Source organism: Rhizobium sp. BK418 (assembly GCF_004341105.1).
In the GTDB taxonomy this organism is placed as follows: domain Bacteria; phylum Pseudomonadota; class Alphaproteobacteria; order Rhizobiales; family Rhizobiaceae; genus Rhizobium.
The window spans coordinates 914784-929724 of sequence record NZ_SLZK01000003.1 but is presented as its reverse complement, the minus strand read 5'-3'; the positions used below and the strand labels follow the sequence as shown (position 1 = coordinate 929724).

Below are 14941 nucleotides of genomic sequence, written 5' to 3'. Positions count from 1 at the left end.
TCGAGCCGCGTTCGAGCTTCACAGGACAAGGGCGCTCCCCGCAAGGGTCGAGCGCCCTTTTGATTCCGCCTTTTCAGGCGTAAGCCGTGCCCGCCATCGCCGCCTTCACACCCAGACTTCCCCGATCGACGAGCGCAAGGAAGACGGACTTCGCCTTCTCCGCATCCCGCCCCTGCCGGAAGCTCCGGTGCGCCTCGATGAAGGCGACGCTCCAGCTTGCGAGCAGCATGGCGGCCGCAAGCTTCGCCTTGGGATCGTCAGCGTCCTGCCCTGCGCTTTCGGCAAGCGCCACCGCCAGTTCCCCCGCAATCTCGTCCCGGATTGCCCGCGCCCTCGCCTTCAGCGTCTCGCTATTCTCCACGGTCTCGAAAAAGACCTCGCTCACCGTGGAAAACAGGAGGTAAGGCGTCTGCTGCCTGACGAGCTGATGCGCCAGCAGCCGCAATGTCTCGATGGGCGAAACCTCGGGATCGCGCTGCCGCAGGGCTTCGCGCAGCGTCTCGCGCGCCTCCTTGTCCCGATCGAAGAACATATCCTCCTTGTGCGGGAAGTGGTTGAACACCGTCATCCTCCCGACATCGGCCGCCGCCGCAATCTCATCGACGGTCACATTCTCGAACCCCTTCTCGAAAAACAGACGATCGGCGGCAAGCGAGATGGCGCGGCGCGTGGCAAGGCGCTTTCGGGCACGCCGGTCGAGCGGAGCGGCATCCGCCGTTTCCATCTCCGAAGGCGTTGCGCCCGCTACTGTTTCGTCCTTTTGTTTAGACATGCCGCTTGAATAGCAGGATTCATGTACTGAGTACACCGATGTTGACAGACAGCACCCACTTGCATATTACTGTACTGAGTATAAATTTGGATTAAGTCCGAAAAATCTGCAAATGCCGCCGTGGAACCGGGCTGCCCGCCCGTGGCCGCGAACGGCACGGCTTTGCGCCACTATCCCCACTCGCCCCCAAAAGGAAAAGCCGATGGCTCTTGCCACCAACAAACCCTTGATCGTCATCTTCATTGCGATCTGCCTCGATGCCGTCGGCATCGGCTTGATCTTCCCCATCCTTCCGCGCCTGCTGCAGGAGGTGACACACGCCGCCGACATCGCCGTCTATATCGGCCTCATGACGGCGCTCTATGCCGCCATGCAATTCGTCTTCGCCCCGGTGCTTGGTGCGCTCAGCGACAATATCGGTCGCCGTCCCGTACTTTTGATGTCGCTCGCCGGCGCGGCGGTCAATTACGTCATCATGGCCTTTGCGCCTTCCCTCTTGCTGCTCTTTGTCGGCCGAGCCATTGCCGGCCTCACCAGCGCCAACATGTCGGTCGCCTCTGCCTATATCACCGATATTTCGGCCGCCGATCAGCGAGCCCGCCGCTTCGGCCTGTTCAACGCCATGTTCGGCGCCGGCTTTATCATCGGCCCTGTGCTCGGCGGCCTGCTCGGCGATTACTGGCTGCGCCTGCCCTTTATCGCCGCAGCCGTGCTCAACGCCGCAAACCTGCTGCTCGCCCTCTTCATTCTGCCCGAATCCCGAATGCCGTCCCGACGGAAGATAAACTTCGCCGCCCTCAATCCGCTTGAGCCCTTCAAATGGCTCGTCTCGATGAAGGCGCTCATGCCGATCGTGCTGGTCTATTTCGTCTTCAGCGCTGCCGGCGAATCCTACGGCACCTGCTGGGCGCTCTGGGGCTTCGACACATTCGGCTGGAACGGCTTCTGGATCGGCCTGTCGCTCGGCGCCTTCGGCATATGCCAGACCGTTTGCCAAGCGTTCCTGCCCGGCCCCGCAACTCGCCTGCTCGGCGAGCGCTGGTCGGTCATGACAGGCATCGCCGCCGCCGCGACAGCTTTGACAGTCATGGCCTTCGCAAATCAGGGCTGGATGATCTTCGCCGTCATGCCGGTCTTCACGCTCGTCGGCATCGGCAATCCCGCCTTCCAGGCGCTCGCCACAAGCAAGGTCGCCCCCGATCGGCAGGGCGAACTGCAGGGCCTGCTCGCCTCCACCATCAGCCTCGCCTCCATCATCGCGCCGCTAGCCTTCTCATCCCTCTATTTCGTCACGCGGGAGAACTGGCCGGGCGGCATCTGGCTTTCGGTGATTGCGCTTTATGCGCTTGCGGTGCCATTGGTGCTGATAAGCACGAGAACCCGTGGCAACGTACAGACCGCAAGCGCCTAGAGGTCCCGCGAACATTGCATCTCCTCGAACTGCCGTCAGCGCTGGGGCAGTCCCGCCTGCCGCAGGCCCTCGGCAGTTCGGGCTGCCCATTCCGGAACACCTTGAAACACCGGTCTCGCCAGATACCGCTCGATCGTAAAGTTTGGCTCAATCTGCATGAGCTTCCGCGCAGCCCATCGCGCCGTCTCCAGGTCGCCATTCATCGCCGCCCAGGCAGCCGTCATTCGATAGGGCCAGGTGACATCAGGATGTTTGTTGATGACCTCCCGGGCGATAGCAACAGCCTCGGAAAGGGAACCTGCCATGGCCAGCGAAAGGGCCATGCCCATTCTCATATTGAATGCCAGCGGGTCGGCCGGGCTGAGCATCAGCGCCCGCTCGAACCGCTCCGTGGCACCAGTCTCACCCTTGTAGCTCGCAACCCAGCCGTAGCGCGCCCATGCCCAGGCATTGTTCGGATCGAGCGCCAAAGCGCGCTCGAGATAGGCGGCCGCACGCTCCTGATCGCCACAATGGCTCAAGGCGCCGCCGACAGCCGTCAATGCGGTCGGATCATCATCGATGCGACCCGCCGCAGCCTCGACCGAGCGCAAGACCAGTTCCAGGTACCGCTCCGGTTCTTCGGTCCAGATGTAGCCGAGGTGCTGTGCGTAACACCATGCCAGAAATGCGTGAGCCCGGCCATAGGCAGGGTCGATCGCGATGGCATCCTGAAGCAATGGTATTGCCCGCTCGTTGGTCGCCTTGCTCTGTCCCCAGAGATAAGGGTAAGCGCGCATGACGAGATCATAGGCCCGCAGGCTGTTTGGCGGCTTGCACATCGACAGCTCGATTTCGGCGCTGCGGATGGCTGGATGGATTGCGCCGGCAACCTGCGCCGCAATCCTGTCCTGAAGCTCGAATATGTCCTCGGCCGCTCCTTCATAACGCTCGGACCAGAATTGCGTGCGTGTCTCGGCATCCACCAGTTGCACGGAAATCCGCAGCCGGTCTCCTCCGCGGCGAACGGTCCCCTGGACGACATAATTGACGCCGAATTCCTTGCCGACATCACGCACGTCGACAAAACGGCCCTTGTAGGTAAAGGCGGACTGCCGCGCGATGACGAAGAACTCCCGGACGCGCGAGAGGGCCGCAGTGATCTCCTCCACGACGCCATCGACGAAATACTCGTCGCCCTGACCGCTGAGATTGTCGAAGGGCATCACCACGATCGACGGCTCGTCTCTGCCGAAGCGGTCGCCAGGCGATGGCGCCGGCCCGGCATCCGCCTTTTCCGGCGCCTCCTGCCGCCAGTCGACCCGAAAGACGGAAATCGGCCTCGGGATATTCTTCAATTCTCGTTCGCCGAGGCTGGTCAGCGCAAACGGCACCTTCCCATAGAGGTGCTCGCGCACCGACCCGGAAATGCAGATGCCTGACGGGGGCGCCATCGCCTGCAGGCGCGCGGCGATATTGACGCCGTCGCCTAGCAGATCGTCGCCCGACACGATGACGTCGCCCAGATTGACGCCGATGCGGAACTCAAGGCCGCGATCCTGGAGGGTATCTTCCGGATTGCCGGAGAGGCGGCGCTGGATTTCGACAGCGCACCTCGTAGCCTGAACAGCGCTTGCGAACTCGGCGACGAAGCCGTCACCCGAGGTGCCGAAGATGCGGCCGTCATGCTCGCGCACGATGTCGCCGATCTGGCTGAGGCACAGGTTGAGAGCATGAATCGTGCCCTCCTCGTCCAGCGCCGCAAGGCGGCTGAAACCGGCAACATCGGCGGAAAGGATGGCTGCGAGCTTTCGATCCACGGCGGTGGTTGCTCCTGCGGCATGGAATAACCTTGCATGAATATGCGCGGATTCTGACAAATTCATAGGGTTTTGTCGCAGCGGAACGGATGAACGACCGCCTTTGGTACAATCCGCGGTCGCGGCGCCGAAAGCACGTGGAGCGGGCATTCAGTGGCAAGTCCAATCGCTTCGTGATAACAGGCGGGATACGCACCCACGTCTCGTATCCCTATGCCCGATGCTTCAACCTTCCTGACTTTTTTCGTCGCACTCGCCGTTCTCGACATAACGCCAGGGCCGGACATGATGCTCATCATCGCTCGCGGCGTGGGACAGGGGCGCAGGATTGCCTTGCTCACAGTAGTGGGCATGGTTCTTGTGGCTGGCGTGGTCCAGATCGGCCTTCTGGTTCTCGGGCTGGCGTCTTTTCTCAAAGCCTATCCGTCGGCTCTGATCGTCATTCAATGGGCGGGAGCGGCTTACCTTCTCTATCTCGGCGCCAGGATGATCCGGGCAAGCTTCCGGCATCAACGGGACGGCGGTTTGAAGACAAAGCCTGTTTCGGGATGGACGGCGGTGCGCGAGGGCGCGCTCAACAATCTGACGAACCCTAAGTCGCTTCTCTTCATGTTCACCTTTCTTCCGCTCTTCGTCGATCCCAATGCAGGCCCGGTCTGGCTTCAGCTTCTGGTGCTGGGTTCGATCCAGAAACTGACCGGCATCATCTCGCTTGGTGGAGTCGCTCTGGCATCCGGCTCGGTGGGTCAGTTCCTGCATCGCTGGCCGAAATTGCTTGCATGGCAGGAGCGCTTTACCGGGTTCGTCCTGATCGGTCTCGGCATCAGGCTGCTCATCTCCGGCAATCCTGCGCCCGCGCCGGCAGTGGCTCGATAAGGAAGCTTTCGGCCATCGCGCGATGAGCCAAAATGCGTCACATATCCTTCACCCTCCTCCGTTAGGCAGGCCGAAACCCGGAGACTGAACATGCACTCGGCCCCCCAGCCAAACCGCCCCAAGATCGCCGAAACCGTTATCCATCCGACGGCGAGCCTGAGGGATTCCAGCATCGGCAAATGCTGCGAAATCCTGGAGAATACTTCGCTGCACACGGTCGAGCTCGGCGATTACTCCTATCTCGGCCAGCGCTGCATCGTCGGCGATGCAAAGATCGGAAAATTCTGCGCCATTGCCGCAGAGGTCAGGATCGGCGCGCCCAATCACCCGATGGACCGCCCGTCCATGCATCGCTTCACCTACTGCCCGGAATATTATTCTGAAGATGCCGTGCGCGACCATGCCTTTTTCGCCGATCGAAAGGCCGATCGCGCCATCATCGGCAATGACGTCTGGATCGGTCACGGCGTCATCGTGCTTCCGGGTGTCACGGTTGGAGATGGTGCCGTGCTTGCCGCCGGCGCTGTCGTCACCAAGGATGTCGAGCCGTACACCATTGTCGGCGGCGTTCCCGCCAAAGTCCTGCGCGAGCGTTTCTCGCGGGATATCGCGCAAAAGCTTGCCTCCATCGCCTGGTGGGATTGGCCCTTCGAGACCATCATGGCGCGGCTCGCCGACTTTCAGTCCAGTGACATCGAGGCCTTCTGCGAGCGCTGGTCCTGATCCAGCCCGCATCGGCCCCATTGACGACGGAAAACGAGGCCCGGCTATCGCCGGACCTCGCCGAATGAACCGGACCTGGGACAGCTCCGGTTATCGCATTTCTCGCAAATGCCCGGCTCGCTTGACGCGAGCGGGCGTGCTTCAGGGCTAGCCCGATTGCGGTCAGTAGTCCCAGAAGACCGGCACCCAGCGAAAGCTGTCGCCATCGACCGCCACCCGGCCGACGGAGGGAAACGGCAGATGGGTCGCCACCAGCTGTTCGCCGTTCGCCGCCAGCTCGCGCAAGAGATTGATGCGGACGCGGGCCGCTTCCTCGGGGTCGTGTTCGAACCCGTTGAACCAGTCCGGATGCTCGAATCCGACCGCGAACACGGCATCGCCGGCGAATGTCAGCTTCTCGCCACGCGAGGCCAGGCGGACCACGCTGTGCCCGGGCGTGTGGCCGCCGGTGCGACGGACAATCACGCCCGGCGCCAGCTCGTATTCATCATCGAACAGCCGCAGATGGCTGCCGTATTCGGCGAGGAACCGCTTTGCGGTCGCCCGAAGCGCGTCGGGAAAGCCCGGCGGCATGGCGACGTGGCTGAAATCGGGCGCTTCCCAGAACTTGGCTTCGGCCGCCGCCGCGTGGATCCGCAGGTCCGGACGCAGCCGCTCCTTCACGCCGTCGACGAGCAGCCCGCCGATATGGTCCATATGCATGTGGGTCAGCACCACGTCGGTGACCGAGCCAAGATCGATGCCGGCAGCCTCCAGTCGCTTGATCAGCTGACCGGCCCGCGGCAGGTTCAGGTCCGGATCCAGGCCGAGCCCGGCGTCGACGAGGATGGTTTGCCCGCCGCTGCGCACCAGCACAACATTCAGCGCCCAGTCGAAAGCGTCCTGCGGCAGGAACATATCGCCCAGCCAGGCTGCCCGGTCGGCCTCGGCGGCATTGTGTCCGAGCATCTTCGTCGGAAGCGGCAACACGCCATCGCTGATGATCAGCACCTCGATATCGCCGACCTGCACTGCATAACGCGACGGAACCAATTCTTCGGGGCCCGATCTACCGGAGTGTGAACTATTCTCTGGGGGACGGATTTTGGTTTCTAACTGCGACATGACGCGCTCCTGTGTTGCGTGGACACCAGCCCGCCACTTTCCATTCGGTCTTGCACTGACGTTGCAGACCGTCATGGAACCGCGCCCGAACATCATGTTTCAATGCTCGAGCGCCTCTTTGGTGGCGGCGCTGAAGGAGTACAGCCACCAGCGACCGCCGGTAATCCAAACATAGGTTCTATGGGCTGCCGACGCCGTTCGAACGGCCTAACCCGGAAACGGCTCCAGCGTGCCGAGCCAGGCAACGAGCGCGATAATACCGGTGGCGACGATCATTTCCGCGACGGTTCCGGCGGCCAATGCCCTGTCGGCGGTGGGCGAGCGGCCTATGCGCGGCACCAGCTCGTAGCGGTTGAAGATCGCCATCAGCACCATGATCGCGACAAGGCAGATCTTCAGCGAAAGCAGCCGCTGATAAGGCACGCTCCAGTCGAGCGGCAGACCGCCCGTTATCAGCAGGCTGTTGGTGAGCCCGGAGAGAATGACCAGCGCAACAGCGACATGCCCTGCCCTCGAAAAGCGGATGAGCGCCATCAGTGCCTCGGCGCCTTCAGTGCGATCGCCAAGCCGGGAAAGCACGAGCGCCACGGGAGCGAGCGCCCCGATCCATGCGCCGCCGGCAAGCACATGCACCATATCGTTTGCCCGGTGCAGCAAACCCAGCCCGCCATCGTTCATCGCCGCATGGCCGGTCAACGCCAGCCCGCAGAGCAGCAGGCCGGAGATGATGGCGGTCGCCGCCATTTTCCGCCGGACCGGCATCCATGTCACCGCCAGGAGAACAGCTGATAACGCGGCCTGCCATGCCCAGGCAGTGCCGATGGAAGTCCCCGTCAGCACGGCGATCGTCGTTTCCGCATCCAGCCCGTCCGCCCAGCCATTGCCGAGCATGGCGCTGCGCACCGGCAGAAGTGCTGCGGTGGCGATCACCGCCAGCACGACGGCGACGGCATGCGCCCGCCGGAGTTTCGCCGCGATATGGCTGCTCAATCCCCTTGGTACGAGCAGCCACAAATAGACGGCGCTGCCCCAGAGAAACAGGGCAGCCCCATCAAAGACGAAGCGGCAAAGGATGAAAGCCGTATCCGGTGTCATCACGGCCAAACTATCAGGGGTTGACGGTAAAGCTGAATGTGCCGTTGGACTTGTGCCCGTCCGTCGAGAGCACATACCAGTCGACTGTATAGCTGCCAGGGGCCAGCTTGCCCGAGACCGGCACCATCAGCTCCTTGTTTCCTTCCATCAGCATGCCCTCGCCGAGCTTGATCTGCTGCTTGTCCGGACCGGTCATGGCGACGCCGCTGAACTTGAGGTTCACCTCTTCGGTAAAGGTGAGATCGAGTTCGGTGGGCGCAGCGACAGCGGCCTTGTCGGCCGGCTCGGAGCTTTTCAGATGCGCATGGGCGAAGGCCTGGCCGGCAAGGGCGATGCTGGCAAGGGCGGTGACGGAGAGAATGCGGATCGTCGGGGACATCAGATCATGCCTTTCGGTTCATTGGGACGGGCGATGGCGCATCTGGCCGTCGCTTGATTAGACAGTCGGAAAGCGGAATTATTCCGCGCCCTCTCGTAATTCAGTGGCGGGCTTCGCTCATTGCGCTGGGTCATCTGCCTCCCTCGTCATCCGCCCAGCAATACATCGCGGATCTTCGCGAGTGCGGCGTCACGATCCGCGCCGTAGGGAATCAGCCCCTTCAGCCGCCCGTCGGCGTCGATGAGCAGCAGCGAGACCGTATGGCTCATGTGATAATTGCCGTCTTCCGAAGGCAACCTGGCCGCATGGATGAACCAGCCGTCGGCGACCTTCTTCATCTCTGCCGGATCGCCGGTAATGCCGGTGATGCGGCTGGAGAAGGCGGTGACGTAATCATGCATCACCTCCCGCGTGTCGCGCTCAGGATCGATCGAGAAGAAATAAGCCTTTAGCGCCCTGCCCTGATCGCCGAGCGTCGTCAGCCAGTCCGCCACCTCGTAAAGCGTCGTCGGGCAGGCCTCAGGGCAATGGGTGTAGCCGAAATAGACGAGTGCCGGATGTCCCCGGAAGATCGACTGGTCGACACCATTCCCCCGGTCGTCGACGAGCGAGAACTGCGTATCGAACGGCCCGGGGCGCGGCTGCGAAAGATAGAGCGAGATCATCAGAGCGATCAGCGCGCCGACGAAGACGGCACTTGCCGCAAAGCCTGAAATGGCAAGGGTGCGCGTTCTCATTGGCCATGCCCCTCATGGCCGCCGTGCCCGCCACCAGCCTCTCCCGCCATCATGACGGTGCCCTCGAAGCTCGCAAAACGCGCCAGCACGTTCGGGTCGAGCCCGGCTTCGACCTTCGCCAGTTCTGCCGCCAGCACGCTGGCATCCTCAGCCGAAAGCCCGGCCTTTTCCAGGGCCGCCGCCTCCCTGATCCCATCGCCGCTGCAGAGCACGATGCTCCAGCCATGATGGTTCTTCTTGAGGAGCGCCCGCCCGCCACGGCCATCCTGCTGCCAGCCGGCAATCGCCCAATCGTTCTGCACCACGACCGGCAGAATGGTCAGCGGCTTTTCCGGCGTCTCGAACATGGTCTTCAGCGTTGCAGGTATCGCCTCTTCCGGCGGCGGCCCGGACATATCCATGTCCATCCCCTGCATGCCGGGCGTCTCCATCGCGCCATGATCCATGGAGCTGTGACCCATAGCGCCATGATCCATGCTGCCACCGGCTCCGCCGACATCATCGAGCGGCCCGGCGATCCTGCCGACGGTAAAATCCACTGTGACCTCGCCGGCCTTCTCGAAGCTCAGCACCGCCCGGATCGTCTCGCCCTGCTGGAAGGGCTTGCTCACATCCTGGAACATCAGGTGGTAGTTGGGTTCAAGCGTCACCGTCTGCCCGGCGGGAATGGCAAGCCCGCCCTTCAGCTCACGCATGGTCATGATGCCATTGTCCATGCTCATCTGATGCAGCTGCACCTTCCCCGCCCGCTCCGAGCGCGCGCCCACCAGCCGGTCCGGCTCGCTGCCCGTATTGGTGATGACAAGGTAGCCGTCGCCGACCTTGGCGCCCGGCACCATAGAATGCGAGGCGGCATGATCGATGCGGATCGTGTCCTGCGCTGCCGCAGCCGTCGCGATCAGCAGGCCGACAAAAAGCGTGATAATCGTCTTCATCATCCCCTCCTCAGGCAAAGGCGCGCTTCAGCGGCGGCACGAAACGGATCACCATCTGGTCGACGGCGATCATCAGCAGGATCGTGAGCCCGCTCATCGGGAAGGCGACGGCGAAGGCGAGAACGATGGTCCAGAGCCCGAGATAGACCGAACGCCGCGGCGGCATCGGCGGCACACCGATCCGCCCCGCGGGCCGCCGCTTCCACCACATGACGATACCGGTCACACAGGAAAGGATGACCGCCAGGCAGGTCGCCAGCATCAGCAGCTGGTTGACACGCCCGAACTCCTGCCCCTGATGCACATTGATGCCCCATTCGATCGCCTGGCCGAGGAACGGATATTGCCCGAAGGAGAGATCGATCAGCGGCTTGCCGGAATATTGGTCGATATGGAGAGTGCGCTCTTTGGCGAGATCGTCGGGATAAACAGCCGCCGTATAGACGCCCGTCTCGCTGCCGGGAATGGCGAGATCGAAGCCCGGCGCCATGCCGAGTCCCCTCGCAATCTCCACCGCACGATTAAGTCCGATCGGCTTCTTCGATTGCGCCTCTGCGATCTCCGACAGCGGCACCGGCGCCTTCTCGACGATCCAGCCGGTTTTCGGCAAGATATCGTCCGTCACCTTCTGCGATTTCGGCACCGCGTCCCAGAGCTGCGCGGGATAGCCGAGATCATGGCTTGTCAGCCATGCATTGACATTCGCGCCCCAATATCCCGACCAGGGCATGCCCGTGATCGCCATGAAGAATATTAGGATACCGGCAAACGCGCCCGTCACCGCATGCAGGTCGCGCCAGAAGATGCGTCGCGCCGGCGTGCTGCGCACGGTCACGACGCCGCCCGCCTGCCGCCGCGGCCACCAGAGATAGATGCCGGTCACGACCAGCACCATGGCAAAGCCGCCGGTAATCTCGATCAGCTTGTTGGTGATATCGCCGAAGAGCGCCAGGCTATGGATACGCTTGATGACATAGTTGAACTCGTCGGTCGTGCCCACCGTATCGAGCACCTTGCCGTCATAGGGATTGACGAAAACCAGGCTCGCGCCGGCATCGGTGGAGACGGTCACGATTGCCGAGCGGTCGAGCCCGGCGGGATCCTTGTAGGAACTCGCGACGGAGCCCGGCACGGCAGCGGCTGCAACATCGGCAATCTTTTGCGGCGAAAGCGGCTCGCCCGACGGCTGAACATGATAGCGATAGGCAAAGACCGTATCGTTGATCTCGTCCTTGAAGAGATAGAGCGAGCCGGTGATTGCGAGATTGAGCAGGAAGGGAATGATGAGCAGGCCGGCAAAGAAGTGCCAGCGCCAGATGGCGCGATAAAGCGAAACGCCTGTTACGGCGCTCTCCGCCGGTTCGGCGGCAATGGTGGTAGACATGAAACTGGATCCGAATCCCCGGCCGGCAGCGGCAATGCAGCCCGGCCACGATTGCAAGACGCATCACGGCGCCTCGCCGCAATGCGGGTTCAGGTAAGGGTCGGTGTGGCAGGCGGAGCGCGCGGCCCCGTATTCGGCGGGAAAAGCTGGCGGTGGAAGGCTTCGGCGCGGCGCGGCAGCAGGGCGGCAACCGCAAAGCCGATCCGCGCACCGGTGATATCGGCCGGCTGCGGCAGCACCACGGCGGCGCTGATGCGGCAGGCTTCGCACGGATTGAGATGCGCGATCTTGCCATGTTCCTTGCCGCTGTCGTCGACAACGGTAACGCAGAGCGTCGGCAGCGTGCCGTCAGGCAGCACGTATTGGGCAAATGCGGCAGGGCTGAGAGCGTCCTCGGCTGCCGCCGGAACCTGATGCGCAAAGCCGACGAAGACGAGCGCGATGGCGCACAGAATGCGCACGATCAATTGCTCGATTCTATCAAGACGGTGTTGCATCTTTCCCCAGCGGCCCAAGACCCGTGCCTCAGCATCGAATCCGTGATAGCGGCATCTCGACCAAAGCTCAATGCGACATTCGTTCGCCCACGCTTGGCATGAGGCTGAGCCCGCCCCTGCGCTGCTCTGCCGGGCCGTCTGGAGTCGAGCAAGGTTCACCCCCCTCTGTCCTGCCGGACATCTCCCCCACAAGGAGGGAGATCGGCTAGAGGCACGAGCTTCGCACATCTCTGACGGCGCGCAGATTGTAACATCAGTTGTTTGGGGAAACCGGCGCCCCCAGCCAATCTCCCTCCTTGTGGGGGAGATGCCCGGCAGGGCAGAGGGGGGGGTGAAACCTTGCTTGACAGTTGTCGATCGCAGTGCATCGTCCAGCGGATCACGCCGGCACGGTGCAGGATCTGTCATCCCGCAGACGAGGACACTGTTCACATGCGATGCGAGAGCGTGTGCTGATGCCGTTCGTAAGCGTGTCGTGCCTCGGCCAGCGCCTCGTCGATACTATGCGACCGGCCTGCCAGCGGCGTATCGCCCAGCGTGCCGTCGCCAATCTGCAGCCGCCATCCCCAGGGTTTTGCCGCCGATAGGGTGTCGCCATCGCTGGCAATGGTTCCGACATATTTGCCGTCGACGGTCAGGTGGAAAACATTCGGCTCGCCTGACGGCACAAGCGCGAAATTCGCGCCTTCCTGACGTCCAGTCATGGCTTTGCTCCAGCTGCTGATGATGACGTTTCGAACCGCCTCGTTACGCCTTTGTTCCCGAAGCCCGTCGCCGCCGGAAGCCTGTCACCGTGCGGCGACGAGAGATCCGACCGTGATGATCACGGCGACAAGCAATATCAGGCCGATATAGATCGACATGTACTTGACCTGGTATTTCGTCGCCGGCGTCACGGCGCGGCCTCCGGAGGAATCTCGTCTTCGCCAGGATCAGGCGCCGGCTCGTCGCTGCCCTGCTTGTCGGGCATCGGCTCCTTCACGGGCGGAGCGGGTTTTCCAGGCGGCGGAACGGGCACCGACGGAGGTTCGGGCGCCAGGATCCTGATCGCTGCAACAGGACGTGTCATGGTCTTGTCCTCCTGAGGAAACTCAACGAGCCCGGACCAGCAATGTTCCAGAGACAAAACCTTTTTCCCGCCGGCGGGAACCTTGGCGCTCACATCAGGTTTGAAAGTCTCTTCGAAAGGGAAAATCATGCCGGATCGATCCCAAATCCTGATGCCTGCCAATTTTCAGGACATGAACGACGAGCTTGCCGATCGCGGCTTCATCGTGACGTCGGCAGACGATCTCATCACCTGGGCACGCACCGGTTCGCTGATGTGGATGACCTTCGGGCTCGCCTGCTGCGCCATCGAGATGATGCAGGTCGCCATGCCCCGTTACGATATGGAGCGCTTCGGCGTCGCACCCCGCGCAAGCCCGCGTCAGTCCGATCTGATGATCGTCGCCGGCACGCTCTGCAACAAGATGGCGCCGGCGCTGCGCAAGGTCTACGACCAGATGCCGGAGCCCCGCTACGTCATTTCCATGGGCTCCTGCGCCAACGGCGGCGGCTATTACCACTATTCCTACTCGGTCGTGCGCGGCTGCGACCGCGTCATCCCGGTAGACATCTACGTCCCCGGCTGTCCGCCGACTGCCGAGGCGCTGCTTTATGGCGTACTCCTGCTGCAGAAAAAGATCCGCCGCCAGGGGTCGATCGAACGCTAGGCCGGCAGCGAGCGCGTCGAACGTCCAGTGTGTATCGTCACCCCTCTCTCCCAATCATTCTTTCCGAGCGCATAGCTTCGTCCTTCATCAACTCTTGCGAATCACATAAGTCTGTGCTTATGTGTTATTCATGATGGAACACGATATTTTCCGCGCGCTCGCCGACCCGACCCGCCGCACGATCTTCGAGAAGCTGGCGGCCGGCAGCATGAATGCCAGCGCGCTGCGCCAGGGCATGGACATCAGCCAGCCGGCCATGTCCCAGCATCTCGCCGTGTTGCGGGCAGCAGGGCTGGTGCGCGAGCAGAAGGAGGGCCGTTTCGTGAATTACGAAGTCGATCCGGACGGGCTTGCCCTCATCGCGGAATGGCTGGCGAAATATCGCGCCTACTGGCCTGCCCGCATCGACGCTCTCAGGCTCTTGCTGAAGGATATGGACCAATGAACGACGTGAAGGCCAAAGTGCAGGCCAGGCAACAACAAAGCGGCTTCGAACAGACGTACGAGCTGGATGCTCCGCCGGAAAAGGTCTGGCGGGCAATCAGCATCGCCGAGTTCCGGGAAAAGTGGCTGCCGAAGGAAGCGCTGGCCGAGGCGCAGTCACTATCCGAGATGCCGGGCCGGGAAATCCGCTACAAGCTGCGCGACGATACTCCGCCCTATCTCGAAAGCACCGTCACCTTCGCGATCGCGCCGAATGCATCGGGCGGCACCAGCCTGCGGATCATCCACGAGCTGACCGGCGCCACCTTCGAGCGGCTTTCAAAAACGGTCGCCAACAGCAACAGCCCGACGCTCATGCTCGCCGCCTGAGGCGGCAGCCTGTCCCTGTCAAAAACTGGAAGATTGGAGTTCGCCAATGCGCGAAGCGATGCAGCTCGTCCCCATGGTCGTAGAGCAATCCTCAAGAGGGGAGCGCTCTTTCGATATCTATTCCCGCCTCCTGCGCGAGCGGATCATCTTTCTGAACGGCGAGATCAACGATACGGTTTCCGCCCTCGTCTGCGCCCAGCTTCTGTTTCTCGAAGCCGAAAACCCGAAAAAACCGATCAATCTCTACATCAATTCGCCGGGCGGCGTCGTGACCAGCGGGTTTGCCATGTATGACACGATGCGCTTCATCCGCGCGCCGGTGCACACGCTCTGCATGGGAACGGCCCGCTCGATGGGCTCGTTCCTGCTGATGGCGGGCCAGCCCGGAGAGCGCTATGCCCTGCCGAACGCCAGCATCCTCATCCACCAGCCGCTCGGCGGCTTCCAGGGCCAGGCCTCGGATATGCTCATCCACGCCGAGGAGATCCGCAAGACCAAGCAGCGCATGACGAGCCTCTATGCCGAGCATTGCGGCCGATCCTACGACGAGTTCGAGCGGGCGATGGATCGCGACCGTTTCATGACAGTCGAGGAGGCCTTGGAATGGGGGCTGATCGACCGCATCCTGCAGGGTCGGGAAGAAATGGAAGACGCTATCTCGTACTAGATCTCGTCAAGGTCGCCGGCGGTCGGCGGACAGC

18 protein-coding genes are annotated in these 14941 nt (G+C 62.5%); 7 read left to right on the top strand and 11 right to left on the bottom strand.

The window, feature by feature from the left end:
- Positions 1-73: 73 nt before the first annotated feature.
- A complete protein-coding gene (locus EV281_RS16045) occupies positions 74-724 on the bottom strand; it encodes a TetR/AcrR family transcriptional regulator (protein ID WP_165911914.1) in 651 nt (216 codons plus the stop codon).
- A 250-nt stretch (positions 725-974) separates the two neighbouring features.
- Here EV281_RS16045 and EV281_RS16040 point away from each other — a divergent pair, with 250 nt between their 5' ends.
- Complete coding sequence (locus EV281_RS16040) at positions 975-2183, top strand: TCR/Tet family MFS transporter (RefSeq protein ID WP_132654057.1); 1209 nt, start codon at positions 975-977, stop codon at positions 2181-2183.
- 35 nt (positions 2184-2218) lie between these two features.
- Here the strand turns inward: EV281_RS16040 and EV281_RS16035 are convergent, their stop codons facing one another.
- Positions 2219-3982: an adenylate/guanylate cyclase domain-containing protein gene (locus EV281_RS16035; protein ID WP_245508275.1), complete on the bottom strand. Its 1764-nt coding sequence runs from the start codon at positions 3980-3982 to the stop codon at positions 2219-2221.
- Positions 3983-4195: 213 nt separating this feature from the next.
- On the opposite strand from EV281_RS16035, the gene EV281_RS16030 reads away from it, so the two are divergent.
- Together EV281_RS16030 and EV281_RS16025 are read left to right on the top strand one after the other, a co-directional pair.
- Positions 4196-4858 carry a LysE family translocator gene (locus EV281_RS16030; protein WP_132654055.1) on the top strand — a complete coding sequence of 221 codons (663 nt, stop codon included), beginning with the start codon at positions 4196-4198 and terminating at the stop codon, positions 4856-4858.
- Positions 4859-4948: 90 nt separating this feature from the next.
- A complete protein-coding gene (locus EV281_RS16025; protein ID WP_132654054.1) occupies positions 4949-5581 on the top strand; it encodes a DapH/DapD/GlmU-related protein in 633 nt (210 codons plus the stop codon).
- Positions 5582-5743: 162 nt separating this feature from the next.
- Here EV281_RS16025 and EV281_RS16020 read toward each other — a convergent pair whose 3' ends face one another.
- From EV281_RS16020 to EV281_RS31160, 9 genes are all read right to left on the bottom strand, one after another.
- Positions 5744-6685, bottom strand: a complete 942-nt coding sequence (locus EV281_RS16020) for an MBL fold metallo-hydrolase (protein ID WP_132654053.1) — start codon at positions 6683-6685, stop codon at positions 5744-5746.
- Between the two features lie 207 nt (positions 6686-6892).
- Complete coding sequence (gene copD, locus EV281_RS16015; RefSeq protein ID WP_132654352.1) at positions 6893-7780, bottom strand: copper homeostasis membrane protein CopD; 888 nt, start codon at positions 7778-7780, stop codon at positions 6893-6895.
- A 13-nt stretch (positions 7781-7793) separates the two neighbouring features.
- The gene (gene copC / locus EV281_RS16010) at positions 7794-8159 is read right to left on the bottom strand and encodes a copper homeostasis periplasmic binding protein CopC (RefSeq protein ID WP_132654052.1); all 366 of its coding nucleotides are present in this window, start codon (positions 8157-8159) and stop codon (positions 7794-7796) included.
- Positions 8160-8305: 146 nt separating this feature from the next.
- Positions 8306-8896 (bottom strand): SCO family protein, encoded by a 591-nt coding sequence (locus EV281_RS16005; protein WP_132654051.1) that lies wholly within the window; start codon positions 8894-8896, stop codon positions 8306-8308.
- Complete coding sequence (locus EV281_RS16000) at positions 8893-9834, bottom strand: copper uptake system-associated protein (protein ID WP_245508274.1); 942 nt, start codon at positions 9832-9834, stop codon at positions 8893-8895. The genes EV281_RS16005 and EV281_RS16000 overlap by 4 nt, the downstream gene beginning before the upstream one ends.
- Positions 9835-9841: 7 nt before the next feature.
- The gene (locus tag EV281_RS15995) at positions 9842-11215 is read right to left on the bottom strand and encodes a PepSY domain-containing protein (protein WP_132654050.1); all 1374 of its coding nucleotides are present in this window, start codon (positions 11213-11215) and stop codon (positions 9842-9844) included.
- A gap of 89 nt (positions 11216-11304) precedes the next feature.
- Complete coding sequence (locus tag EV281_RS15990) at positions 11305-11712, bottom strand: hypothetical protein (protein ID WP_132654049.1); 408 nt, start codon at positions 11710-11712, stop codon at positions 11305-11307.
- 428 nt (positions 11713-12140) lie between these two features.
- A complete protein-coding gene (locus EV281_RS31165; protein WP_165911900.1) occupies positions 12141-12416 on the bottom strand; it encodes a hypothetical protein in 276 nt (91 codons plus the stop codon).
- A 188-nt stretch (positions 12417-12604) separates the two neighbouring features.
- Positions 12605-12781: a hypothetical protein gene (locus EV281_RS31160; RefSeq protein ID WP_165911899.1), complete on the bottom strand. Its 177-nt coding sequence runs from the start codon at positions 12779-12781 to the stop codon at positions 12605-12607.
- 127 nt (positions 12782-12908) lie between these two features.
- On the opposite strand from EV281_RS31160, the gene EV281_RS15980 reads away from it, so the two are divergent.
- From EV281_RS15980 to EV281_RS15965, 4 genes are all read left to right on the top strand, one after another.
- Positions 12909-13427: an NADH-quinone oxidoreductase subunit NuoB gene (locus EV281_RS15980; RefSeq protein ID WP_132654048.1), complete on the top strand. Its 519-nt coding sequence runs from the start codon at positions 12909-12911 to the stop codon at positions 13425-13427.
- 130 nt (positions 13428-13557) lie between these two features.
- Positions 13558-13872, top strand: coding sequence for a metalloregulator ArsR/SmtB family transcription factor (locus EV281_RS15975; RefSeq protein WP_132654047.1), 315 nt, complete (start codon positions 13558-13560; stop codon positions 13870-13872).
- On the top strand, positions 13869-14240 hold the full coding sequence (locus EV281_RS15970) for an SRPBCC domain-containing protein (RefSeq protein ID WP_132654046.1): 372 nt from the start codon (positions 13869-13871) through the stop codon (positions 14238-14240). Before EV281_RS15975 ends, EV281_RS15970 begins: the two co-directional genes overlap by 4 nt.
- A gap of 46 nt (positions 14241-14286) precedes the next feature.
- Positions 14287-14907 (top strand): ATP-dependent Clp protease proteolytic subunit, encoded by a 621-nt coding sequence (locus EV281_RS15965; RefSeq protein WP_132654045.1) that lies wholly within the window; start codon positions 14287-14289, stop codon positions 14905-14907.
- Positions 14908-14941: the final 34 nt, after the last annotated feature.

Excerpts from the sequence above, each read along its gene's own strand:
- EV281_RS16045 (WP_165911914.1), bottom strand. The coding sequence starts at position 724 with ATGGAAACGGCGGATGCCGCTCCGCTCGACCGGCGTGCCCGAAAGCGC.
- EV281_RS16040 (WP_132654057.1), top strand. The coding sequence starts at position 975 with ATGGCTCTTGCCACCAACAAACCCTTGATCGTCATCTTCATTGCGATC.
- EV281_RS16030 (WP_132654055.1), top strand. The coding sequence starts at position 4,196 with ATGCCCGATGCTTCAACCTTCCTGACTTTTTTCGTCGCACTCGCCGTT.
- EV281_RS16025 (WP_132654054.1), top strand. The coding sequence starts at position 4,949 with ATGCACTCGGCCCCCCAGCCAAACCGCCCCAAGATCGCCGAAACCGTT.
- EV281_RS16020 (WP_132654053.1), bottom strand. The coding sequence starts at position 6,685 with ATGTCGCAGTTAGAAACCAAAATCCGTCCCCCAGAGAATAGTTCACAC.
- copD (WP_132654352.1), bottom strand. The coding sequence starts at position 7,780 with ATGACACCGGATACGGCTTTCATCCTTTGCCGCTTCGTCTTTGATGGG.
- copC (WP_132654052.1), bottom strand. The coding sequence starts at position 8,159 with ATGTCCCCGACGATCCGCATTCTCTCCGTCACCGCCCTTGCCAGCATC.
- EV281_RS16005 (WP_132654051.1), bottom strand. The coding sequence starts at position 8,896 with ATGAGAACGCGCACCCTTGCCATTTCAGGCTTTGCGGCAAGTGCCGTC.
- EV281_RS16000 (WP_245508274.1), bottom strand. The coding sequence starts at position 9,834 with ATGATGAAGACGATTATCACGCTTTTTGTCGGCCTGCTGATCGCGACG.
- EV281_RS15995 (WP_132654050.1), bottom strand. The coding sequence starts at position 11,215 with ATGTCTACCACCATTGCCGCCGAACCGGCGGAGAGCGCCGTAACAGGC.
- EV281_RS15990 (WP_132654049.1), bottom strand. The coding sequence starts at position 11,712 with ATGCAACACCGTCTTGATAGAATCGAGCAATTGATCGTGCGCATTCTG.
- EV281_RS31165 (WP_165911900.1), bottom strand. The coding sequence starts at position 12,416 with ATGACTGGACGTCAGGAAGGCGCGAATTTCGCGCTTGTGCCGTCAGGC.
- EV281_RS31160 (WP_165911899.1), bottom strand. The coding sequence starts at position 12,781 with ATGACACGTCCTGTTGCAGCGATCAGGATCCTGGCGCCCGAACCTCCG.
- EV281_RS15980 (WP_132654048.1), top strand. The coding sequence starts at position 12,909 with ATGCCGGATCGATCCCAAATCCTGATGCCTGCCAATTTTCAGGACATG.
- EV281_RS15975 (WP_132654047.1), top strand. The coding sequence starts at position 13,558 with ATGATGGAACACGATATTTTCCGCGCGCTCGCCGACCCGACCCGCCGC.
- EV281_RS15970 (WP_132654046.1), top strand. The coding sequence starts at position 13,869 with ATGAACGACGTGAAGGCCAAAGTGCAGGCCAGGCAACAACAAAGCGGC.
- EV281_RS15965 (WP_132654045.1), top strand. The coding sequence starts at position 14,287 with ATGCGCGAAGCGATGCAGCTCGTCCCCATGGTCGTAGAGCAATCCTCA.